Source organism: Candidatus Accumulibacter meliphilus, assembly GCF_036625345.1.
Lineage (GTDB): Bacteria > Pseudomonadota > Gammaproteobacteria > Burkholderiales > Rhodocyclaceae > Accumulibacter > Accumulibacter meliphilus.
The window spans coordinates 1-19,617 of the sequence record NZ_JAZKTZ010000010.1 but is presented as its reverse complement, the minus strand read 5'-3'; the positions used below and the strand labels follow the sequence as shown (position 1 = coordinate 19,617).

Here is a 19,617-nt window from a genome sequence, read left to right as displayed (position 1 = left end):
AGGCTTCCTAGAACGAGCGCGGCAGGCCGAGCAGGTGCTCGGCGACGTAGGAAAAAATCAGATTGGTCGAGATCGGCGCCACCTGGTAGAGACGCGTCTCGCGAAACTTGCGCTCGATATCGTACTCGGTGGCAAAGCCGAAGCCGCCGTGCGTCTGCAGGCAGACGTTGGCCGCCTCCCACGAGGCTTTGGCGGCGAGGTACTTGGCCATGTTTGCCGCGGCGCCGCAGGGCTGCTGCGCGTCAAACAGCGCGCAGGCCTTGAAGCGCATCAGGTTGGCCGCCTCGACTTCGATAAATGCGTCGGCAATCGGAAACTGCACGCCCTGGTTCTGGCCGATCGGGCGGTCGAAGACGACGCGCTCGCGGGCGTAGCGGCTGGCACGTTCGACGAACCAGTAGCCGTCGCCGATGCACTCGGCGGCGATCAGCGCGCGCTCGGCGTTGAGGCCGTCGAGAATGTACCTGAAACCCCGGCCTTCCTCGCCGATCAGATTCTCTTCGGGAATCTCCAGATTGTCGAAGAACAATTCGTTGGTTTCGTGATTGACCATGTTGGCGATCGGCTGCACGCGCAAACCATTGCCAATGGCTTGTTGCAGATCGACGATGAAGATCGACATCCCTGCGGACGTCTTCGTCACCTCGGCGCGTGGCGTCGTGCGCGCCAGCAGGACCATCAGGTCCGAGTGCTGGACGCGCGAAATCCAGACTTTCTGGCCGTTGACCACGTAGCGGCCGTCCTTTTTCACGGCGCTGGTCTTGATGCGCGTGGTGTCGGTGCCGGCGCCGGGCTCGGTGACCGCCATCGCCTGGATGCGCAGCTTGCCGGCAGCGATGTCCGGCAGGTATTTTTCTTTCTGCGCCCGGCTGCCGCTGCGCAGCAGCGTGCCCATGTTGTACATCTGGCCATGCACGGCTGCCGCGTTGCCGCCGCTACGATTGATCTCTTCCATGATCACGCTCGCCGCCGTCAGACCCAGGCCCGAGCCGCCGTATTCCTCGGGAATCATCGCCGACAGCCAGCCGGCGCCGATCAGCGCATCGACAAAAGCTTCGGGATAGCCGCGCTGCGCGTCGATCTGGCGAAAATACGCGTCCGGAAACTGGCTGCAGAGGTCGCGCACGGCAGCGCGGATTTCCTGGTATTCGTCGGGGGTGTCGAGCATGAAGACCTCGTGGTTTCTTGGGGGAATGGCCGCCTGCAAGCAGCGGCCAGATTGTGCTTCAGACGCTGCCGCGGGGCAAGGCTGCTGCTGGACGGGCTTCGTGGCAGGGTTTGCGTGAACCAGATGGCGTCCGCAACACCGCCAGCAACAACAGTTGCGCCAGGCCGAACAGCCACAGCGGCGCGGCGCTGGCGGGTGGCTGCAGCAAGGCCAGCATCCCCCAGCCACCGTCATTGCGAGGAGGCGCGTGCCTGCTGTCGCGCCGCAACGTCATCCTCCATGTCATAATCCCGGCCCATGACCGACCCCAGCCCAAGCGGCAGCGCCGACGCCGCTGCCGCAGACTCTGCCGCCGCCTTTGTCGCCCGCTGGCGCGCGGCCGACGGTTCCGAGCTGGCCAACTATCAGCTCTTCGTCACCGACCTCTGTCGGCTGCTCGACGTCCCCTCCCCCGACCCGGCACACGACGATAGCCGCGACAATGCCTACGTCTTCGAGCGCCGCGTCAGCTTTCGCCACGGCGACGGCAGCTCGTCGAGCGGGCGCATCGACTGCTACAAGCGCGGCCATTTCGTTCTCGAAGCCAAGAAGATCCGCCTCGTCGCTGCCAGCAAGGGTTTCGACGATGCTTTGCAGCGGGCGCGCGGCCAGGCCGAAAGCTACGCTCGCGCGCTGCCCGCCGACGAGGGCCGGCCGCCGTTCCTGGTCGTCGTCGATGTCGGCCACGTCATCGAACTGTACGCCGACTTCACACGCTCCGGCGCCACCTACACCCCCTTCCCCGACCCGCGCTCGCATCGCATCAAACTCGCCGACCTCGCCGAGCCCGGCATCCGCGAGCGCCTGCAGATGCTGTGGCGCGACCCGCTGGCGCTGGACCCGACGCGCGTCTCGGCGCGCGTCACGCGCGCGATCGCCGGCCACTTGGCACGCATCGCCCGCACGCTCGAAGGCGCCGGCCATCACCCCGAACTGGTCGCCGGCTTCCTCACCCGCTGCCTGTTCTCGATGTTCGCCGAAGATGTCGGCCTGCTGCCCCGGGAGAATGGCCAGGGCGCTTTCACCACCTTGCTCCAAACCCTGCAGAACAATCCGCAGCAATTCGTGCCGCTGCTCGCCGCGCTGTGGCGCGAGATGGACATCGGCGGCTTCTCCGTCGTCCTGCGTGCCACGCTGCCGCGCTTCAACGGCAAGCTCTTCAAGCAGCCGGAAGTCATCGCCCTGGATCGCGAGCAGATCGGCCTGCTGCTGCAGGCCGCGCACGCCGACTGGACGCAGGTCGAACCGGCGATCTTCGGCACCCTGCTCGAACGCGCACTGACGCCCAGCGAGCGGCACGCGCTCGGCGCCCACTACACGCCGCGTGCCTACGTCGAACGCCTGGTCCTGCCGACCGTCGTCGAGCCGCTGCGCGGCGAATGGCGCAACGTCCAGGCGGCGGCCCTGCTACTCGCCAACGAAGGCAGGCTCGACGCCGCGCGTGCCGAGGTCGACGCTTTCCACCACCGCCTGTGCCAGATTCGCGTTCTTGATCCGGCCTGCGGCTCGGCGAATTTCCTCTACGTGACGCTCGAACACATGAAGCGCCTCGAAGGCGAAGTGCTCGACCAGTTGCACGCTTTCGGGCGCGGCCAGCAGCGTCTCGAAGCCGAGGGGCTGACCGTCGACCCGCAGCAGTTCCTCGGCCTCGAACTCAACCCGCGCGCCGCCGCCATCGCCGAACTGGTGCTCTGGATCGGCTACCTGCAATGGCACTTCCGCACCAGCGGCAGCGGCCTGCCGCCGCAACCGATCCTCAAGGACTTCCGCAACATCGAATGCCGCGACGCCGTGCTGGCCTGCGATGGCATCGAAACCGTCGTCGACGAGCGCGGCGTCCCGGTCAGCCGCTGGAACGGCGTGACCACGAAAACGCACCCGGTCACCGGCGAGCAGGTGCCCGACGAAAACGCCCGCACGCCGCTGCAGCGCTATATCAACCCGCGCCAGGCGACATGGCCGCAGGCGGACTACATCGTCGGAAACCCGCCGTTCATCGGCGCTGGCGGCATGCGTGCCGCGCTCGGCGACGGCTACGTCGAAGCGCTGCGCAAGACCTGGAAAGAGGTTCCCGAATCCGCCGATCTGGTGATGTTCTGGTGGCACCACGCCGCGCAACTCGTCGCGACGGGCAAGGTTGGCCGCTTCGGCCTGATCACCACCAACAGCCTCAAGCAGACCTTCAACCGTCGCGTGGTGCAGGCTGCGCTCGATAAAGGCGTATCGCTCGCCTTCGCAGTCCCCGACCACCCGTGGGTGGACAGTGCCGACGGTGCCGCCGTGCGCATCGCGATGACCGTCGGAGTGCCGGGCAGCGGCGAAGGCCGGCTGCTCAGCGTGACCGCCGAGCACGAAGGCAAGGGCGAAGGCCTGGAAGTTGAACTGCAGGACCAAGTGGGGCTGTTGCACGCCGACTTGCGGATAGGCGCGAATGTCGCAGCGGCAGCAAGGCTGATCTCCAATCAATCGCTGTGTTTCCGTGGTGTAACGCTAATGGGCTCCGGATTCTGGATTGAGCCAGATGACCCGTTGATCGAGGTCGAGCCATCCGCCGTCAAACCACTACGTAACGGCAAGGATCTAACCGACAGGCCGCGCGGAGTCTACGCAATAGACTTCTTCGGACTACCAGAAGCGGAGGCACGTACGTTGTTTCCCGCCTCATATCAACGCGTTTTGGATGGAGTAAAGCCAGAGCGTGATCAGTCTCAGCGAGCGACATACCGAGAAAAATGGTGGCTTTTCGCCGAAGCGCGACCTGATCTACGAGCCGCAGCCTCTAGCCTTTCACGTTACATTGCGACGCCCATGACGGCTAAGCACCGAACATTCCAGTGGATCGACGCTGGAATCCTTCCAGACCAGGGATTGGTCGTCGTCGCAGCCGCGAACGCATACATTCTCGGAGTTCTTTCCTCTGCACCACATGTGCTTTGGTCATTTGCAGCTGGTGGGCGATTGGGGATGGGTAATGATCCACGGTACAACAACTCTCGCTGTTTCGAGCCCTTCCCCTTCCCCGCCGCTACCCCCGAGCAAGCCGCCCGCATCCGCGACCTCGCCGAACAACTCGACGCCCATCGCAAGCACCAGCAGGAAGCCCACGCTACCCTGACCCTGACCGGCATGTACAACGTCCTCGAAAAGCTGCGCAGCGGCGAAGCGCTCAGCGCCAGGGAAAAAACCATCCACGAGCAGGGCCTGGTAAGCGTGCTGAAGACCCTGCATGAAGAACTCGACGCCGCAGTCCTCGACGCCTACGGCTGGAACGACCTCACCACCGCACTGCCCGACCCGGAGCAGAAAGACGCCGCCAGCGAAACCCTGCTCGTGCGCCTGGTCGCGTTGAACGCCGAACGTGAGGCGGAAGAAGGGCGCGGCCAGGTGCGCTGGCTGCGGCCGGAATACCAGCACCCGGCCGCCGTGGCGAGCCAGTCGCCGCTGGCTATCGACGATCCGGCAGTTAAACAGGCTGCGCTGGCCACCGCCGTGCCGGCAAGTCCCAGCGCACGCCAGGCCTGGCCGGCGGCACTGCCCGAACAGGTCGCCGCCGTCGCCAACGCCCTGGCAGCCGCAGCTGTACCGCTTTCGGAAGCCGAGCTGGCCGCACGCTTCACCGGCAAAGGGGCATGGAAAAAACGCCTGTCGCAGATCGTCGACACGCTCGAAGCGCTCGGTCGCGTGCGCCGTCAGGGAGCGCTACTGGCAAGCGCCGGCTAGTCCAGCGTTGCACTCAATGCGCGCGGCGCTCGCTACTACCAGGTTCTCGATGCGCCGGCCCCGGATACTCCTGCCGCCGGGTCGCCTGGTGGCACGGTAACCGTGGCGTGGCTCCTGGCGTCACGCCGTTGATGTCGCGCTTCGCGGGCCAGCGCGCGAAGTTCGTTGCACTTGCCGACGATGTTCACCAGCACGCTGGCGGTCCAGGCGAAGGTGAACATGCCCGAAATGGCGATGATCGGGGAGAGCATGTACCACTCATCGGACAGCACCCGGTGGGTGCCAAGCGTGGTGTAGGACAGCGCCGCGAAACGTGCAGCGGCAGCCCATACCGGCATGATCCCGCCGTACACGAGGGCCGCTGACCAGAGAATGATCGACATCAGGTGCAAACCGAGCATCCTGAAGACGGTGAAGCCAAGCAAGAGGTCAACGCTCCACCAACCCGAACGCTGCTCGATGCGCTGGGCGCGCTTGTCGAAGCGGCCGACAAGCAGACGCATGCCGATGGCCTGCAGGATGACAACGGCGACGAGAACCCCGCCACCAAACAGGATGTCCGGCAAAGGCAGCGCCTCGATCATCGGCAACTTCGCCTCGACGTAGGCTTCCGTCGACCCCAGCTCGACTGGTAGCTCCTTGACCACTGTTGCGGGGAGTTTGACCAGTTCGTGGGGCACTTTCTCGACGGCCTTCGGAAGCCGCGACAACTCCGTTTCGACCCCTTCTGCCACGGGTGCCAGCTTGACCACGTCATCCGTCAACTCGACGGCAAGCGAAGCCTTTGGCGGCAGTTCCTGTGCGGTTTTCCCACTCCCTGTCGTATCGGCCACTATGGACAACTCCCCAGCTGAAACCAGCGCAAGCAAATGTATTGACGAGCCTCTCGGTCGCACCCCCCGGTAGGTGGCCGTTGCTCGCAAAATGCGGGCAGCGAAAACTTCGCGCCAGCTGACTAGCATCTGCTTCTCGCCCGCCGTATGGCAAGCGGGCTACGAGTATACTAGCTCGGCCGCGGAGCGGGTGTGCTTTGCCGTAGCCCCCATGACCACAGGGGCCAGCCGTTTTGCCGGGCGAGAGGCGAGCTGACTTTGTGTCCGATGTGGGGCAGGTTGCTACATTCCGACGGGGAAACAGGCGGCAAGGTGCAAGCGACGCTTATTGATGGCCAGGGCGCAATCAAGCGCCTCTCCGGGAAGGATCTTGCTGCCCAGCAACCCAAATTTGGTCAGTCGGCGCGTTTCAACGCCAACCCGCAGTGCCTGCACGTGTCGGCGTGGGCAGATAGCGGAGCCCACGCAGTCGTCGAAGGACATCTGCTTTATTCTCCGGCATGAACTTCAACTGGGCGATCGATCAGCTCCTGGCAATGCGCGACGATTTCTTGCTGCTCGGCGTCGCCCGCTAGTGGATGCCCGCTGGCGTACGCCGCACCATCAAGGAAAAAGAGCATGAACGAGCCGAGCCGCAGCAGACGAATCAGCGTGAACGGGGCAATCGCCCTCGGCGTCGGCTCCATGGTCGGAGCCGGCATCTTCGCACTGATGGGCGAAGCGGCGGCGATGGCGGGATCGGCGGTCTGGCTGTCGTTTCTGGTCGCCGGGATCATTGCGCTGCTCACGGGACACTCGTTCGCACAACTCGGCGTTCGCTATCCGTCGCGCGGCGGCGTCGTCGAGTACCTGGTGAAAGCCTACGGCCCGGGACTCTTCTCGGGCGGCTGCTCGATCCTGTTCTATATCGCGCAGCTGATCGGAATGGCGATGATCGCGCTGGCCTTCGGCAAGTTCAGCGCCAAGCTGCTGAGCCTCGGCGCAGCGGATCTGCTGCTCTGGGAACGGCTTCTGGGATCCGCTCTGATCGTCACTCTGGCAGCGCTCAACCTGGTCGGTGCGAAGTTCGTCAGCTCCGCCCAGCGGCTGGTCGTCCTCGCCAACCTGGCCGTCCTCGCCCTCTTTACGGTAGCGCTGTCGATGCACGCGGACGTGGCTAGACTCGCGGTCGAAACCTGGCCCGCGGCAAGGCCGATACTCGGCAGCCTCGGCCTCACTTTCTTTGCCTTTACGGGCTTTGCCGTGGTCAGTAATGCCGCCGGGGACATGGACAACCCGACTCGCGACCTGCCGCGGGCGATGTACAGCACCATCGCCATCGTACTGGCACTCTATGTCGCCCTGGCACTGGCGGTCACGACGACAGTCGATGGACAGGAGCTCACCTCGAGCGGGGCAACACTCCTGGTCATCGTGGCCCGCCACAACTTCGGCGAAATTGGCTTCCACATTCTGCTGCTCAGCGCCATCCTGGCAACCGTCACCTGCCTCAACGGCGGCTTCTTCGGCGTCACCAGCATCACCTACACCCTGGCCGAGAACGGCCAGCTACCTTCGCGCTTCGGGCAAAAGATCGGCATGAGCTATCGCGGCCTGACCATCTCCGCGTTGCTCGCCCTGCTGATGGTCAACTTCCTGACGCTGACGACCGTCGCCTCGCTGGGCAGCGCCACCTCTCTGCTGGTGTATTCTCTGGTCAATTTCGGCGCCTGGCGGCTCCTGAAAGGCGGCGGCTGGCACCGGGTCGCCATCCTGCTGAGCATCGTCGCCTGCGTTCTGGCGATCATCGTCTGGTGTTTCGACACTTTCCAGACTTCGCCTGGTTCGTTCTCGATCTTCCTCTCCTTCCTGGTCATCGCCTTCGCCGCGGAAGGCTTGCTGCAGCGCTATCACGGCAGGCGGATCCTGGCGCAGGAACACTGGGATTGATTGCCCTTGATCAGGACGGGCTGGCACTTCCTCCCGGGTGATCGTTGAAATGTTGCCTGACCCCAGCCTTGATGTGGGAAAGTAGCCGCCAGTTGCCTTCCTCGTGTCGAACGCGTCCGGCGACAATCGCGGGATGGATGCGCAGGCGGTCAGCCAAGGCGTTTGCGTTCTTCGCCGACGGAGCCCCCTTCACTTCCGATCCCTCCCATTCTGCAAGGGGGATCAGTGCCTCGGTAGCGCCTTCGTCTGCCTCCTCCTCTTCAGCGCTTGACCGGCTCTTGTCGTCCAGGTTGTCGGCGATGAATAGATGTGCCGGCGTCAGGTGCTTTTGAACATGGATCAGTTCATGGAGCAGGGCGAACCAGAAGTTGTCGACGCGGTCGTGCCGGAGCGTCAATGCGATCACGGGCGTCTCGCCGTCCAGCATCGCCGCGCCGTCGAGGTAGGTCTTCTTGAAGTGTTCTTCGATGACCAGGACGATGCCGATGTTGGCGAGAAACTCCACCGCCAATGCCGGCCCTTGTTCAAAGCGAGAAAGCTTTGCCAAGTCGCCCAGGTATCCCCGGTCCAGCATCTCCTGCCAGGGAAACCGGTCATAGTCGTAGTTCGGGTCTGCTGAAAGGTCGATGTCGTTGTCGTTTGTTCCGCCGAGGAGAATATCGGCCGGGATGTCCAGATGCCGGTGAATGCTCCGGATCATTGCCAGGCCGAGCGGGCGCTTGCGAGCCAAGACCTCGGACACCTTGGAGAGAGCCGAGGTAGGGAACGAGATCCTTCTTGCTGAGGTTTTGTTGGTCCATGCAAAACAGAATTGCGTCGATCGGGTCCGGAAAGACTGGAGCAACTTTGCTGCGCTCCCAAGATTCGATTGCCAGCGCCAACAGCTCGAGTTCTGCCTCCTCGATCGAGTCAGAAGCAATCTCGTCGTCCATCAAGGCCGATAGGCGAGCGATCGCAGCGTCATAGTCGTGCTGTGTTTTGATAACTCGTACCTGCTGCTTCATCGCCAACTCCTTCGCTCCTCCATGGTCACCCGCGTCGCTCTCAAAACTTCATTTTGTCGTACTCGGCGTGAGTACCTATCCATTCAACCATGACGATCCCGTTTTGATATCGTGCTTTCACTATCTATATTCCCGAGCACCGGACGTCACCAAACTTCCCAAAATGGGAAATTTTAGTTTTGTGGGAGCTCTTTTGGTCGTACCTGTTCGGTCTGGCAGCGTCTTGGCCGGCCTTGAAGCGTCACTCATCCCCTCGCCACCACAGCCAACCCCAAGTCGAGTATCGCCGCATCGCGCGTCAGCAAGGTCAACCGCTCGTCGTGCGCCTGGGCGATCAACAGGCGATCGAAGGGGTCGGGGTGAGCGCAGCTCAAATTGTGCACGGCCGCAATGTGGCGGGGGAAGATTGGCAGCAAGACGAATCCCTGCGCTTCAAGGCCTTCGGTGATGGCGCCCGCCGGCAAAGGCAGTTTTCCTTTGCCGTTCTTCAAGACCATTTCCCATATGCTGGCGGTACTGACGACAATCTCGGATTGTTCGATCAGGGCTTGCGTGGCTGCGCCCAAACGCGTACTGGCGGTCATCCACCAATAGAGCAAGTGGGTGTCGAGCAGGTAGCGCTTCACAATGGCTCGCCGCCGGTGAGTGCATCGGCGATGGCGCGATTGGTCTCCGGCGCATCCCAATCTGCATCGGGCTGGGGCAGCGCGGACCACGCGCCAGGCTTGCGCGCAAGCACAGGCTCTCCGATCTTCACCAGCCTGACGACCGGCACTCCCTTGTTGGCGATGACGACATCCTCGCCGGCCAGTACGGCTTGCACCAGTTTGGAAAGTTGATTCCTGGCCTCCAGCATGTTCACTTGCATGGCGAACTCCTTGGCTAGTTCCCTCAGTCGTGTGTATCTTAGTTCTTCCTGGCCAAGTTAGCCAACAAGGGTTTCCGTTCGGGGTACGAGCGGATGGCAAGCGCTGCCAAAGACCTGCATCTTCCGGAGGCTCTGGTGACCGAGCCCGTGGCTTGGTCAGGTCCGGGCCCCGTCGTCGCTCTCGTCGCTCTCGCCGCCCTCGATTGCTGTCGTCGCCGCCGCCGCCACCTTCTCCTCGTGGTCAGCGATCACCGCATGTACCGAACCGTAGATCGCGTTCGCGCCGAGCAGTTCGGTCAGGCCGTGGCGCTCGAACTGGGCGTGCAGCGCGGGAGAGACGTTGGTAAATACCAGCCGAATGCCCTGCTCACGCAGCTGAGTGAAAATGCTGCGCAGCATCGCCGCTGCCGAGAAGTCCACGTCGCCAATGGCTGCCGCCTCGACGCACAGGCAATCCAGGGGGGCTGGTGTCCTCGTCTTTGCCAGTCGAAGGACCTCTTCGGAAAACTGCGCGCAGTTGGCGTAGTAGAGGCTGTGGCTGAAGCAATAGACCAGGAGACCGGGTGCAATCTGCTGCGGCGGGTTCAGTGGCACCATCTGCCATCCTTTTTTCCGCTTGTCGGCGGCGATCACGGTATTGCTGCCGCGATAGCCCCGCCGCACATGATCGAGCAGCGACAGCACCATGGCCAGGACGATGCCCTGCTCGACGCCGACGACGACGACGGTGGCCGCGGTCAGCAAGGCCACCCAGAACTCGGCACGCGCCTCGATGAAAATCCGCCGCATGCCCTGGATATCGATCATTTTCACCGCCACCAGGAAAACGATCGCCGAGAGAACGGCGGTCGGCAGGTAGGCCAGTGGTCCGGTCAGAAACAGCAGCACCAGCAGCACGATGACACTGGTGGTGAGCTGCGAAACCTGGCTGCGGCCACCGCCACTGGCGACCATCTCGGTGTTGGTCGGGCTGCCATTGACGATGAAAGTGCCGGACAGGCCGGCGCCGAGATTGGCCATTCCCAGGCCGACCATGTCGACGTTCTCGTCGAAGCGATCGCGAACTTGGCGGCGTAGGCGCGCGAAGTCGCCGCGCTCTGCGCGAGAATGACCACGAAGCAGGCCAGGGCGAGGGGCAGTGAGCTTCTGGATCAGCGGCCAGCTCCAGTCGAGCTGCGGCAGCCCCAGCGTCGGCAGGCCGCTGGGTACCGCTCCCAGGGTCTCCAGGTGGGCGCCGAGATTCAGCGCCCAACTGGCAGCGATGGCGGCCAGCACGGCGATCAGTCCGCCGGGAACCTTTTCCGAAATCTTCCGGCCACCGAGAATGATCACCAGCACCGCCAGCGACACGGCGACGGCATAGGGATTGGTTTCCCCGATCGAGCGGAGGTCGTGCAGGATCTCGGTGAGTGGGTGGTTGCCGGTGCTGTGCAGACCCAGCAAGCCGGAGACCTCGAGCAGCGACACCTGCACGCCGACGCCGGTGAGAAAACCGGTGAGCACCGTGCGCGAGAGAAAATCGGCGAGGAAACCCAGCCGCATCACCCGCGCGAGCAAACATCAAGACCGCCGCCATCAGGGCCAGCAGGCTGCACAGCGCCAGCCACTCGTTGGAGCCCCGCACGGCCATGCCGGCAAGACCGGCGGCGACCACCGCCGCCGTCGCCGAATCGGCATTGACCGACAGATGCCGCGACGACCCGAAAATGGCGAACAGGCACATCGGGATGAGGATGGTGTACAGGCCGGTGATCACCGGCGTGCCGATGATCTTGGTGTAACCCATCGTTCCCGGAATCGACAGCGCCGCCAGGGTGAAGCCGGCGATGATGTCCCGTCCGACGCCCGCCCGGTCGATCGGCAGGATTCCCTGGAAAATCGGCAGCCTGAAGCCCTTGCCTTCGCTATCTTGCGTCATGGTCGCGCCTGTTCAAGCCAGCACTGACTTCTTGCCAGGCGCCTTCGGCGCCTTGCCCGCCCGCTTTTCCTGCGCCGCCTCCGCCGCGTGATACTTGGCGGCGATTTCCTTCAGGTCCACCCGCGTCGGCGGCAGCTTCAGCCCCATCTCTTCCATGGTGTCGGCAATGATCTGCGAGATGGCGAGGTTGCGGAACCACTTGTGGTTGGCCGGGAATGACGTACCAGGGAGCGTCCTTGCTGCTGGTCTTGCTCAGCGCCTCTTCGTAGGCCTCGACATAGGTGGACCAGAACTCGCGCTCGGAGTAGTCGCCTTCGCTGATTTTCCAGTTGCGCGCCGGGTCGTCGAGCCGCTGCTTGAAGCGCAGCAACTTGCTCCTCGGGGCTGATGTGCAGGAAGAACTTGAGGATCCGCGTGCCGTTCTCGACGAGCATTTCTCGAAGTCGTTGATCAGCTCGTAGCGCCCCGACCAGACGCTTTTCGGCACCAGCTTGTGCACCCGCACGACCAGAACGTCTTCGTAATGCGAGCGGTTGAAGACGACGACTCGCCCTTGGCCGGGGTCCGTTGATGCGCGCGCCAGAGGAAGTCGTGCGCCGCTTCCTCGGCGCTCGGTTGCTTGAAGCCGAACACCGACGTGCCCTGCGGATTCATGCCGGTGAACAGGTGGCGGACGACGCCATCCTTGCCGGCCGCATCGAGCGCCTGCAGGACGACCAGCAGCGACTGGTTGCCGTCGGCGTAGAGCAGGGCCTGCAGTTCGGCCATGCGGGCGACGTGTTTCTGAATCTCCGACAGCGCGTCTTCCGACGAGGTATGGCCACCGGTGTGCGCCGGGTCGATGGCTGCCAGTTTCAGTTTCTCGCCGGGGCTGACGAAGAATTGTTTACGGTAGTCCATGGGATTTTCTCCTGGTGTGCGTATCAGTGCCGGCCTAGGCGGCCGGAACGTGTGGCTGCAGCGACTGACTGACCAGCGCCGAGTGCTTCTCGTGGCGCGCCGTGCGGTAGCTCGCGAAGCGGTCATAGATCATGCGGACAGCGCCGAGGACGAACAGCCAGGAGATCAGGTAGACCCACACCCAGCCGATCAGCTTCCACGGGATCGCCGGTACCAGCACGCCAAAGCCACACATCAGCGCCGCGGCGCCCTGCGTGCCGACGATCGCCCAGAACAGGGGGGCGGCAGGCAACGGCCGCTGGAAGAACCAGCGCTCGGTGCGGGTGACGAAGAGCAGCAGTTGGCCACCACCGACCAGTTGCACGAACATCATTGTCTGCAGATGTGCTTGCGTCGCCAGCCCGAAGTAGTCCTGCAGATGCGGCTCCGAGAGCACCTTGACGCCGAACAGCAGCAGGCCAAAGGACTCGGCGACCGAGAAGATACCGAGGATTGTCGCCAGGCCGAAGATTTGTGGCAGTTCCCAGCGCACCGGCCGCTGACTGACCGGCGTGTTGTCGTAGGCGATGGTCATCATCGGCAGGTCGTCGAGTAGAGACATGACGACGACGAACATGATGTCGATGGTCAGGGCGATGCGATAGATAAGATAGCTGTTGATGCGACCGAAGATCCGCCGTGCCTCGTCGATGGCCGCGTTGATCACCGACAGGCCGGGGGCGGTCAGGATCAGAGCCGCAGCGCCGCGAGCGGCATCGGTGGCGCCGGAAACGCCCGTACCGCAGTCTGCCTGCTTCAATGCCGGCGCGTCATTGACCCCGTCGCCGGTCATCGCCACCAGGTGGCCGCGCGATTGCAGCGCCTTGACGATGGCGTACTTGTGCTCGGGGAAGACGCGCGCGAAGCCGTCGGCGCGTTCGATCGCGTCGATGATCGCCGGCGGCACGTTGTCGGGGTCCATGTCCTTGGGGAAAGCATCCGCCGCCGGGATGATGTTCGTTCCCATGCCGAGCTGGCGCGCCGTTTCGATGGCGATGGCGGTGTCGTCGCCGGTGATCATCATCACCCGCACGCCTTTCTCCGCCGCCTTGTCAATCGTTTCCTTGGAGTCGTCGCGTGGCGGATCGAACATCGGCAGGATGCCGAGGAAGGACCAGCTGGCGCCGTCATCGGCCGAGCGCGCCACGCCCAATGCCCGGGCGCCCTGCCCTGCCAGCTTGTCGACCGCTTCCTTGACCTTCTGCGCCACCTCCGCCGGCGCCTGGGCAAGATCGACAATCGCTTGCGGCGCGCCCTTGGCGACGACGAAGGACTTGCCGCTGGCGTCGGTAACCGACGCTTGCGTGCGCTTGGTGACCGGGTCGAAGGCCACGAATTTGGTCATCGTCCAGTTCTTGAGCAGCGTCTGGTCCTTGAGCGCGGTGATCACCGCGGTATCGATGGCGTCCTTGTCTTCGAGCTTGGACGCCAGCGCCGCCGCCAGGATGCAGTCCTGCGGATCGGTGGCGGCGAAGAGCATCGGCTCGCTGAGGCTCAACTGGTTCTTGGTCAGCGTGCCGGTCTTGTCCGAGCAGAGGATATCGACGCCGGCCATTTCCTCGATCGCCGATAGCTTGGAAACGATCGCCTGCTCTTTCGACAGCGCCAGTGCACCGAGCGCCATGGTGATCGAGAACACCGCCGGCATCGCCACCGGGATCGACGCCACCATCAGCACCAGCACGAACTGCAGGATGCCGAGAGCGTCGGCGACGTTCCAGTCCTTGGCAATCACGATGTCATGGTAGACCTTGACGGCGACCATGATCAGCGCCAGCACGACGGCAACGACGATCAGGAAGTTGCTGATCTGGAACATCGCTTTCTGCGCGTGGCTGACCGCTCCGGCGCCGGAGACGAGTTTCGCCGTCCGGCCGAAAAAGGTGTTGGTACCGGTAGCGATGACCACCGCTTCCATCTCGCCCTGCTTGACGACACTGCCTGCGTAGGCTTCGTCACCGACCTTCTTGCGGGCCGGCAGCGATTCGCCGGTGAGCGCTGCCTGGTCGATCGAGGCGAAGTCACCACTGGTCAGGCGCAGGTCGGCCGGAACGATCACGCCGAGGCGGATCTTGACGATATCGCCGGGGACCAGCGTCGACGCCTGCACCGTGCTCCACTGGCCGTCACGCATGACGGTGGCCTCGGGCGCCAGGCCGGCCTTCAGCGCGGCCAGTGCATTCGACGCCTTGCGGTCCTGCCAGAATTCGAGCGCCGCATTGAACAGTAGCAGCGAACCGATGATAAAAAAGTCGTCCCAGTGGCCGAGCAGCGCCGAGACCAGCGCCGCCGCCTCGATGACGTAGGCCATCGAGCCGGTGAAGTAGCCACGAATCTTCTCAGCGAGGGTCTTTTCCTTGACGATGATCGCGTTGGGACCGTACTTGGCCGTGCGCTGCTGAACTTCCGCCGCGCTGAGTCCCTGCTCGGGCTTGACGCCGAGAGTCGACAAAACCTGCTCTACCGGAATCTTTTCGAGATCCGGTCCGCTGGTCGCGGGAGCGCCTGCTTGAGTGGGGACATTGGCCATACCTTCCTCCAGATTAATAAAGGACACAAACACAATGTGAAACGTCCAATATTAGGCGTTGCGAGCGGCTAACGTGCCTTGGCGCGAAAAACGCAGGCGTCTCGAAGCTTCGTCCCGGCGAGTTCGCGCTGCCTCTCACCGTCCCCGGCCGCGCGAGCCAGTCTAGCTGGCCGCGACGGCGATAGCGACCCCTGCAGTCCCGGGGTGAAAATCAAATGGTACCGTGATCTACTTGCCTGCAGCGGCAGGGGCAGGTGCCGCTACCGACACTTCGATAATCTCGATCTTGGCCTTGGCTTTGAGATCCTCGAGATTTTTTTTCAGGTTCTGCTGCTGCAGATGTTGGGCCAGGTCGGGTTTGACTTCGTCAAAGGGTGGCGCTTCTATCGGCCGGGTGTCTTCCAGCAAAATGACGTGATAGCCATACTGGGTCTTGACCGGTTCTTGCGTGAATGTGCCCTTTTCCAGCTTGCTGAGGGCGCCGCTGAACTCCGGCACCATACTGCTCACGTCGAACCAGCCCAGATCACCGCCGCGCAGCTTGGAGCCGGCATCAGCGGATTTTTCCGTGGCCAGTTTCGCGAACGATGCCGCATCGTTCTTCAGCTCGGCAATAATCGCATTCGCCTCGGCTTCGCTCTCGACGAGGATGTGGCGCGCCTTGTATTCGCTGCCAGTGACAGTGGCCTTGATGCGCTCGTACTCGGCTTTCAGCATGTCGTCACTGACTGGATTGTGCTTGATGAAATCCTGTACATAGGCGTCGGCCAGAACCGATTGCCGGAGGATGTCCAGTTGCTCGGTGACTTCGGGCAATTTGTCCAGGCTTTTTTTCACCGCCGCCTCAGCGATCAGGGTTTGCATGGTCAGCTTGTCGATGATGCTCTTTCTGGCTTCCGGAGTATCCGCTTCGCCGGCGCTGGCGCCGTGCGCGATAATCATGTCGACACGGCTTTTGTTGATGGCGGTACCGTTCACGGTCGCCACGGCCTCTCCCTTCACCGCTGGCGCCGCCGCAGCCGACGCCGCCGGCGCTGCAGATTGTGCATTTTGCTCGGAGTTGCAGGCGCTGAGAACCAGCAGCGAAGCGGCGCTGGCCAGCAGAACTCGGGATTTGATGGATTTCATTGATGCTTCCTTGGGATACGTTTACAGCTCCGCGAAGACGACGCGGAACTGGGAACGGGGCTCAGATTGCCCCGTGCGCTTGCCTCACTCGAAACTGAAGATTTTCTTCCAGTCCTTCTTCATGCTGATGACCGTCCAGCCCTGCTTTTGCGCCTCGTCATAGAGGGCCTGCGTGAAGGCGCCGACCTTGGTCGCCGGCAGCCCCTGCGCTGGACCATAAGCATATTCACGTTCGCCATCGTCGTGCATCACCAGCATCGAGAGACGGGCACCGTCACCCGCCTTGGTGTATTCCAGCATCTGCTGATCACCTGCGGTGTTGCCAACCGCCATGTGCGGGCGTCGACCAATCATCAAATGGATGCCCTCGACTTTGCCGGCGTTGTTGTCGTTGAGCAGCAGCTTCGGCTCCTTGGTCAGGAAGGGCTTGCCGTCCCTGGCGTAGCCGTACTTCGTGCCGACCGCAGTACCCACCACCTGCTCGGGAGGAATGCCATAGACCGCCTCGGAATACTGACGCACGAAGTCCTGCCCGCCACCGGTGACGATCCAGGTCTTGTAGGCATTCGCCCGTAGATAGGTCAGCACTTCCTGCATCGGCAGGTAGGTGAGCTCGGTATAGGGCTTCTTCCAGCGTGGGTCCTTCGCTTCAGCCAGCCACTTCTTCGCCTCAGCGCTAAAACTGTCCACCGACATGCCGGTCAGCGTGGCCATGGCGAGCTTTTCGAGATCGGGCAGCGTCAGTTTGGCGATGGCCGCACGATCACCTTTGAGTATCTCCAGCACGGTCGAGTACGGAGCAAGCTTGGCCAGCTCAGGCTTCGCCTTGACCAGCGCTGGCACGCTCTCCAGGATGTACATCACCTGCGAGTACATCGGGTGCTCGACCCACAGCGTACCGTCCTGGTCGAAAGTGGCGATGCGCTCGGCGGGCGGCACGAACTTCGGGCCGCCCTGCGTGGTGGTCTCTGTTACAAAAGTAATGATCGCCTGCTTGGCCGGGCCGTCATTCCAGGACGGCAACGGGTCGGTTTGCGCCTGGGCATGAATGCCCAGGGCGAGCAGTGCCGTCAATGCCAGAAAGCGGGTAAACGCAGAAAAGGACGGTGTGGTTCCAGTCATGTTTCGTCTCCAAAAACACCAGAAAAACGGGCGCCCGATAACAGGCGCCCGCGCAGTCACAAGTCGTCAGCCCGCGGGCTCAATCGTGCCCGTTGTGACCACCCTTCTGCATGGCCTTGAGGATGCCGTCCAGGTTGTAGGTTTCCGGTGCCTGCATCGGCGGGAACTCCTTGTACGTAGACAGTTCCTTCTCCCACAGCAACTGCCCGATCGGCAACATGTTCCAGTTGTAGATATAAGCGTTGCCGGTTGAGCCCAATGCACCGCCGTAGCCCAGCAGGGACTTCGCGTCGGCACCAACCGTCTGCTCGAAGGGATCGCGCTTGAGGTTGAGGAGCTGCGTCCAGTGGAAACTGGTGGCTCCAAACAAGCCCGCCGGTCGCGGTGTCAGGCACGATCGTGTAGTACATCTTCCAGTTCTTGTAGCGCACGGCCGATGGTTGCGAGCCGGTGTAGTAGAAGAACACCTCACGCGCCGATTTCTCCGACTTGCCGGTGAGGTAGTCGGTCTGGTCAACGCCGTCGAGCTTGGTCTTGACGATTCCCGGGTACTTGTCCGGCCATGATCTGCTCGTTGAGCGCGTTGCCCTTGAGCCCGCCAGCAATGCTGACCAGCGTCGGCACCCAGTCGAGCGAGGCGAAGATGTCGTCCTTGACCGTTCCCGGCTTGATGACGCCCGGCCAGCGCATGAGCATCGGTGCGCGCATGCCGCCTTCCCAGGTGGTCAGCTTGCCGCCCTTGAAGGGGGTGTTGCCACCGTCCGGAAAGGTGATGTTCTCGGCGCCGTTGTCGGTGGTGAAGACGATGATGGTGTTGTCGAGCTGGCCCATGTCCTCGAGCTTCTTGATGACGGCGCCGATGTTGTCGTCCATCTGCTTCATGCCGGCTTCGTTGGTACCCCAGTCCTTGCCGCCGGGTTCCCCGACCATCGCCTCGTATTTCGGCGACAGCATGGTCGTGATGTGCATGCGCGCCGGGTTGTACCAGACGAAGAACGGTTTGCCGGTCTTCTTCGGATCGTTGCGGTCGAGGAAGTCGATGACCTTGGCCGAGATTTCCTCGTCGACGGTCCGCGAGCGATCGAGCGTCAGCGGACCTTCGTCCTTGCAGCTGGTGTTTTGCTGCGTGCCGTCGCTAGACTTGCACCAGATGACCGGGCGCGGCGGCGTCAGGCACGTTGCCGTTTTTGGATCGACGGCGCCGGGCACCTCGGGCAAGCCGGTGATCGGCGTGTTCTTGCACGGCGGCGCGATGCCCTGCACCAGCGGCGTCTTGTTGATGTCGACGAAGCTCACGCCCTGCATGGCGTCGAGGTGGTACAGGTAGCCCCAGAATTCCTGGAAGCCGTGCGAGGTCGGCAGCGCCTCGAAGTGGTCGCCGAGGTGATTCTTGCCGAACTCGCCGGTGTTGTAGCCGAGATCGAGCAGGAACTTGGCCAGCGCCGGCGTACCCGGACGCAACCAGGACGGGCTGCCCGGCAGTTGCGGCGGGATCATGCCCGTGCGCAGCGGGTGCATGCCGGTGAAGAAGGCGTTGCGCCCGGCAGTACAGCTCTGCTCGGCGTAATAGGTCATGAATCTCGCACCTTCCTTGCCGATGCGATCGATGTTCGGCGTTTCACCGACCATCAGGCCCTGATGGTAGATACTCGGCTGCATCCAGCCGATGTCGTCGCCCATGATGAACAGGATGTTGGGTTTGTTGGCGCTGGCGGCGCGCTCGGCCGGAATCATGGTCGGAGTCGCACTGGGGGCGGCACTCGGGGCGGCGGCACTCGGCGTCACGACGCTTGGAGTCGTCGCGCTGGGAGTCGCGCTGGGAGTCGCGCTGGGAGTCGCGCCGGGAGTCGCGCTGAGAGTTTCGCTGAGAGTTTCGCTGAGAGTTTCGCTGAGAGTTTCGCTGAGAGTTTCGCTGAGAGTTTCGCTGAGAGTTTCGCTGAGAGTCTCGCTCGGGGTCGTGGGCACAGCCAAGACCCCCCCGATACACAACGCCAGCGCAGCGGAAATTGCTAGTAGCCGGAAACGGAATCTCGAGATACCTTGCATTTTCGTTCTCCTTAGTTGTCCTGCCGTAGCACGAAAAAATTGTTCGCGCCCGCGGCAGCGAGCGCCAGTGCCGAGCTCGGTGGTCAAGAACCAATTACAGAGGTGCTGCGCCCGCGAGACCGAAACGTCCCGCGTCCAGCAGCGGTGTGTCTCCAGCAGTGCCAGGACGATCATCCTACGCCGGGCCAGTATCATTACCGTCGATTCAAAAAACGTGCCGATCATCGCACAAAAAAGCCAGGGCCGCGCGACCGACCAGCGGCGACTTCCAGCTGCCGTCGATAATCGCCTATTCTCGCCTGTTCGGGCCAATACGCTCGCAGCCAGATCGATTAGAGATTAACGGATACCTGACTCTTTAACCACTTCCCTT

At 63.0% G+C, this 19,617-nt stretch carries 14 protein-coding genes and 3 pseudogenes; 2 read left to right on the top strand and 15 right to left on the bottom strand.

Translation table 11 applies throughout. The features are described from left to right. Positions 1–7: 7 nt before the first annotated feature. Positions 8–1,168, bottom strand: a complete 1,161-nt coding sequence (locus tag V5B40_RS19090) for an acyl-CoA dehydrogenase family protein (protein WP_332355979.1) — start codon at positions 1,166–1,168, stop codon at positions 8–10. A 58-nt stretch (positions 1,169–1,226) separates the two neighbouring features. Further along, a complete protein-coding gene (locus V5B40_RS19085; RefSeq protein ID WP_332355978.1) occupies positions 1,227–1,385 on the bottom strand; it encodes a hypothetical protein in 159 nt (52 codons plus the stop codon). Between the two features lie 80 nt (positions 1,386–1,465). On the opposite strand from V5B40_RS19085, the gene V5B40_RS19080 reads away from it, so the two are divergent. Continuing rightward, the gene (locus tag V5B40_RS19080) at positions 1,466–4,927 is read left to right on the top strand and encodes a class I SAM-dependent DNA methyltransferase (RefSeq protein ID WP_332355977.1); all 3,462 of its coding nucleotides are present in this window, start codon (positions 1,466–1,468) and stop codon (positions 4,925–4,927) included. A gap of 35 nt (positions 4,928–4,962) precedes the next feature. Here V5B40_RS19080 and V5B40_RS19075 read toward each other — a convergent pair whose 3' ends face one another. Together V5B40_RS19075 and V5B40_RS19070 are read right to left on the bottom strand one after the other, a co-directional pair. Then, positions 4,963–5,760 carry a hypothetical protein gene (locus V5B40_RS19075; protein WP_332355976.1) on the bottom strand — a complete coding sequence of 266 codons (798 nt, stop codon included), beginning with the start codon at positions 5,758–5,760 and terminating at the stop codon, positions 4,963–4,965. A 488-nt stretch (positions 5,761–6,248) separates the two neighbouring features. After that, positions 6,249–6,446 (bottom strand): hypothetical protein, encoded by a 198-nt coding sequence (locus V5B40_RS19070; protein ID WP_332355975.1) that lies wholly within the window; start codon positions 6,444–6,446, stop codon positions 6,249–6,251. Here V5B40_RS19070 and V5B40_RS19065 point away from each other — a divergent pair. Beyond that, positions 6,445–7,689, top strand: coding sequence for an APC family permease (locus tag V5B40_RS19065; protein WP_332355974.1), 1,245 nt, complete (start codon positions 6,445–6,447; stop codon positions 7,687–7,689). The genes V5B40_RS19070 and V5B40_RS19065 overlap by 2 nt on opposite strands. 10 nt (positions 7,690–7,699) lie before the next feature. On the opposite strand, the gene V5B40_RS19060 is transcribed toward V5B40_RS19065, so the two are convergent. The 11 genes and pseudogenes from V5B40_RS19060 to V5B40_RS19010 form a co-directional block, all read right to left on the bottom strand. After that, positions 7,700–8,419 (bottom strand): ImmA/IrrE family metallo-endopeptidase, encoded by a 720-nt coding sequence (locus V5B40_RS19060; protein ID WP_332355973.1) that lies wholly within the window; start codon positions 8,417–8,419, stop codon positions 7,700–7,702. A 314-nt stretch (positions 8,420–8,733) separates the two neighbouring features. Beyond that, positions 8,734–8,814 carry a type II toxin-antitoxin system HigB family toxin gene (locus V5B40_RS19055; RefSeq protein ID WP_332356094.1) on the bottom strand — a complete coding sequence of 27 codons (81 nt, stop codon included), beginning with the start codon at positions 8,812–8,814 and terminating at the stop codon, positions 8,734–8,736. Between the two features lie 124 nt (positions 8,815–8,938). After that, positions 8,939–9,319: a type II toxin-antitoxin system VapC family toxin gene (locus V5B40_RS19050; protein ID WP_332355972.1), complete on the bottom strand. Its 381-nt coding sequence runs from the start codon at positions 9,317–9,319 to the stop codon at positions 8,939–8,941. After that, the gene (locus tag V5B40_RS19045; RefSeq protein ID WP_332355971.1) at positions 9,316–9,561 is read right to left on the bottom strand and encodes a type II toxin-antitoxin system Phd/YefM family antitoxin; all 246 of its coding nucleotides are present in this window, start codon (positions 9,559–9,561) and stop codon (positions 9,316–9,318) included. The genes V5B40_RS19050 and V5B40_RS19045 overlap by 4 nt, the downstream gene beginning before the upstream one ends. Positions 9,562–9,717: 156 nt before the next feature. After that, positions 9,718–11,103: a SulP family inorganic anion transporter gene (locus V5B40_RS19040; RefSeq protein ID WP_332355970.1), complete on the bottom strand. Its 1,386-nt coding sequence runs from the start codon at positions 11,101–11,103 to the stop codon at positions 9,718–9,720. A 70-nt stretch (positions 11,104–11,173) separates the two neighbouring features. Beyond that, positions 11,174–11,347, bottom strand: a pseudogene (locus V5B40_RS19035) (SulP family inorganic anion transporter); the annotation flags it as partial. Between the two features lie 144 nt (positions 11,348–11,491). Then, positions 11,492–12,379 (bottom strand): annotated as a pseudogene (locus V5B40_RS19030) (polyphosphate kinase 2 family protein). Positions 12,380–12,413: 34 nt separating this feature from the next. Beyond that, on the bottom strand, positions 12,414–14,948 hold the full coding sequence (locus V5B40_RS19025; protein ID WP_332355969.1) for a plasma-membrane proton-efflux P-type ATPase: 2,535 nt from the start codon (positions 14,946–14,948) through the stop codon (positions 12,414–12,416). Positions 14,949–15,176: 228 nt separating this feature from the next. Continuing rightward, the gene (locus tag V5B40_RS19020; RefSeq protein ID WP_332355968.1) at positions 15,177–15,935 is read right to left on the bottom strand and encodes a peptidylprolyl isomerase; all 759 of its coding nucleotides are present in this window, start codon (positions 15,933–15,935) and stop codon (positions 15,177–15,179) included. A gap of 225 nt (positions 15,936–16,160) precedes the next feature. Further along, the gene (locus V5B40_RS19015) at positions 16,161–17,198 is read right to left on the bottom strand and encodes an HAD family hydrolase (RefSeq protein WP_332355967.1); all 1,038 of its coding nucleotides are present in this window, start codon (positions 17,196–17,198) and stop codon (positions 16,161–16,163) included. 79 nt (positions 17,199–17,277) lie between these two features. Beyond that, positions 17,278–18,932 (bottom strand): annotated as a pseudogene (locus V5B40_RS19010) (arylsulfatase). Between the last annotated feature and the right edge of the window lie 685 nt (positions 18,933–19,617).

Excerpts from the sequence above, each read along its gene's own strand:
- V5B40_RS19040 (WP_332355970.1), bottom strand. The coding sequence starts at position 11,103 with ATGCGGCTGGGTTTCCTCGCCGATTTTCTCTCGCGCACGGTGCTCACC.
- V5B40_RS19045 (WP_332355971.1), bottom strand. The coding sequence starts at position 9,561 with ATGCAAGTGAACATGCTGGAGGCCAGGAATCAACTTTCCAAACTGGTG.
- V5B40_RS19025 (WP_332355969.1), bottom strand. The coding sequence starts at position 14,948 with ATGGCCAATGTCCCCACTCAAGCAGGCGCTCCCGCGACCAGCGGACCG.
- V5B40_RS19080 (WP_332355977.1), top strand. The coding sequence starts at position 1,466 with ATGACCGACCCCAGCCCAAGCGGCAGCGCCGACGCCGCTGCCGCAGAC.
- V5B40_RS19090 (WP_332355979.1), bottom strand. The coding sequence starts at position 1,168 with ATGCTCGACACCCCCGACGAATACCAGGAAATCCGCGCTGCCGTGCGC.
- V5B40_RS19065 (WP_332355974.1), top strand. The coding sequence starts at position 6,445 with ATGGTCGGAGCCGGCATCTTCGCACTGATGGGCGAAGCGGCGGCGATG.
- V5B40_RS19015 (WP_332355967.1), bottom strand. The coding sequence starts at position 17,198 with ATGACTGGAACCACACCGTCCTTTTCTGCGTTTACCCGCTTTCTGGCA.
- V5B40_RS19070 (WP_332355975.1), bottom strand. The coding sequence starts at position 6,446 with ATGGAGCCGACGCCGAGGGCGATTGCCCCGTTCACGCTGATTCGTCTG.
- V5B40_RS19085 (WP_332355978.1), bottom strand. The coding sequence starts at position 1,385 with ATGCTGGCCTTGCTGCAGCCACCCGCCAGCGCCGCGCCGCTGTGGCTG.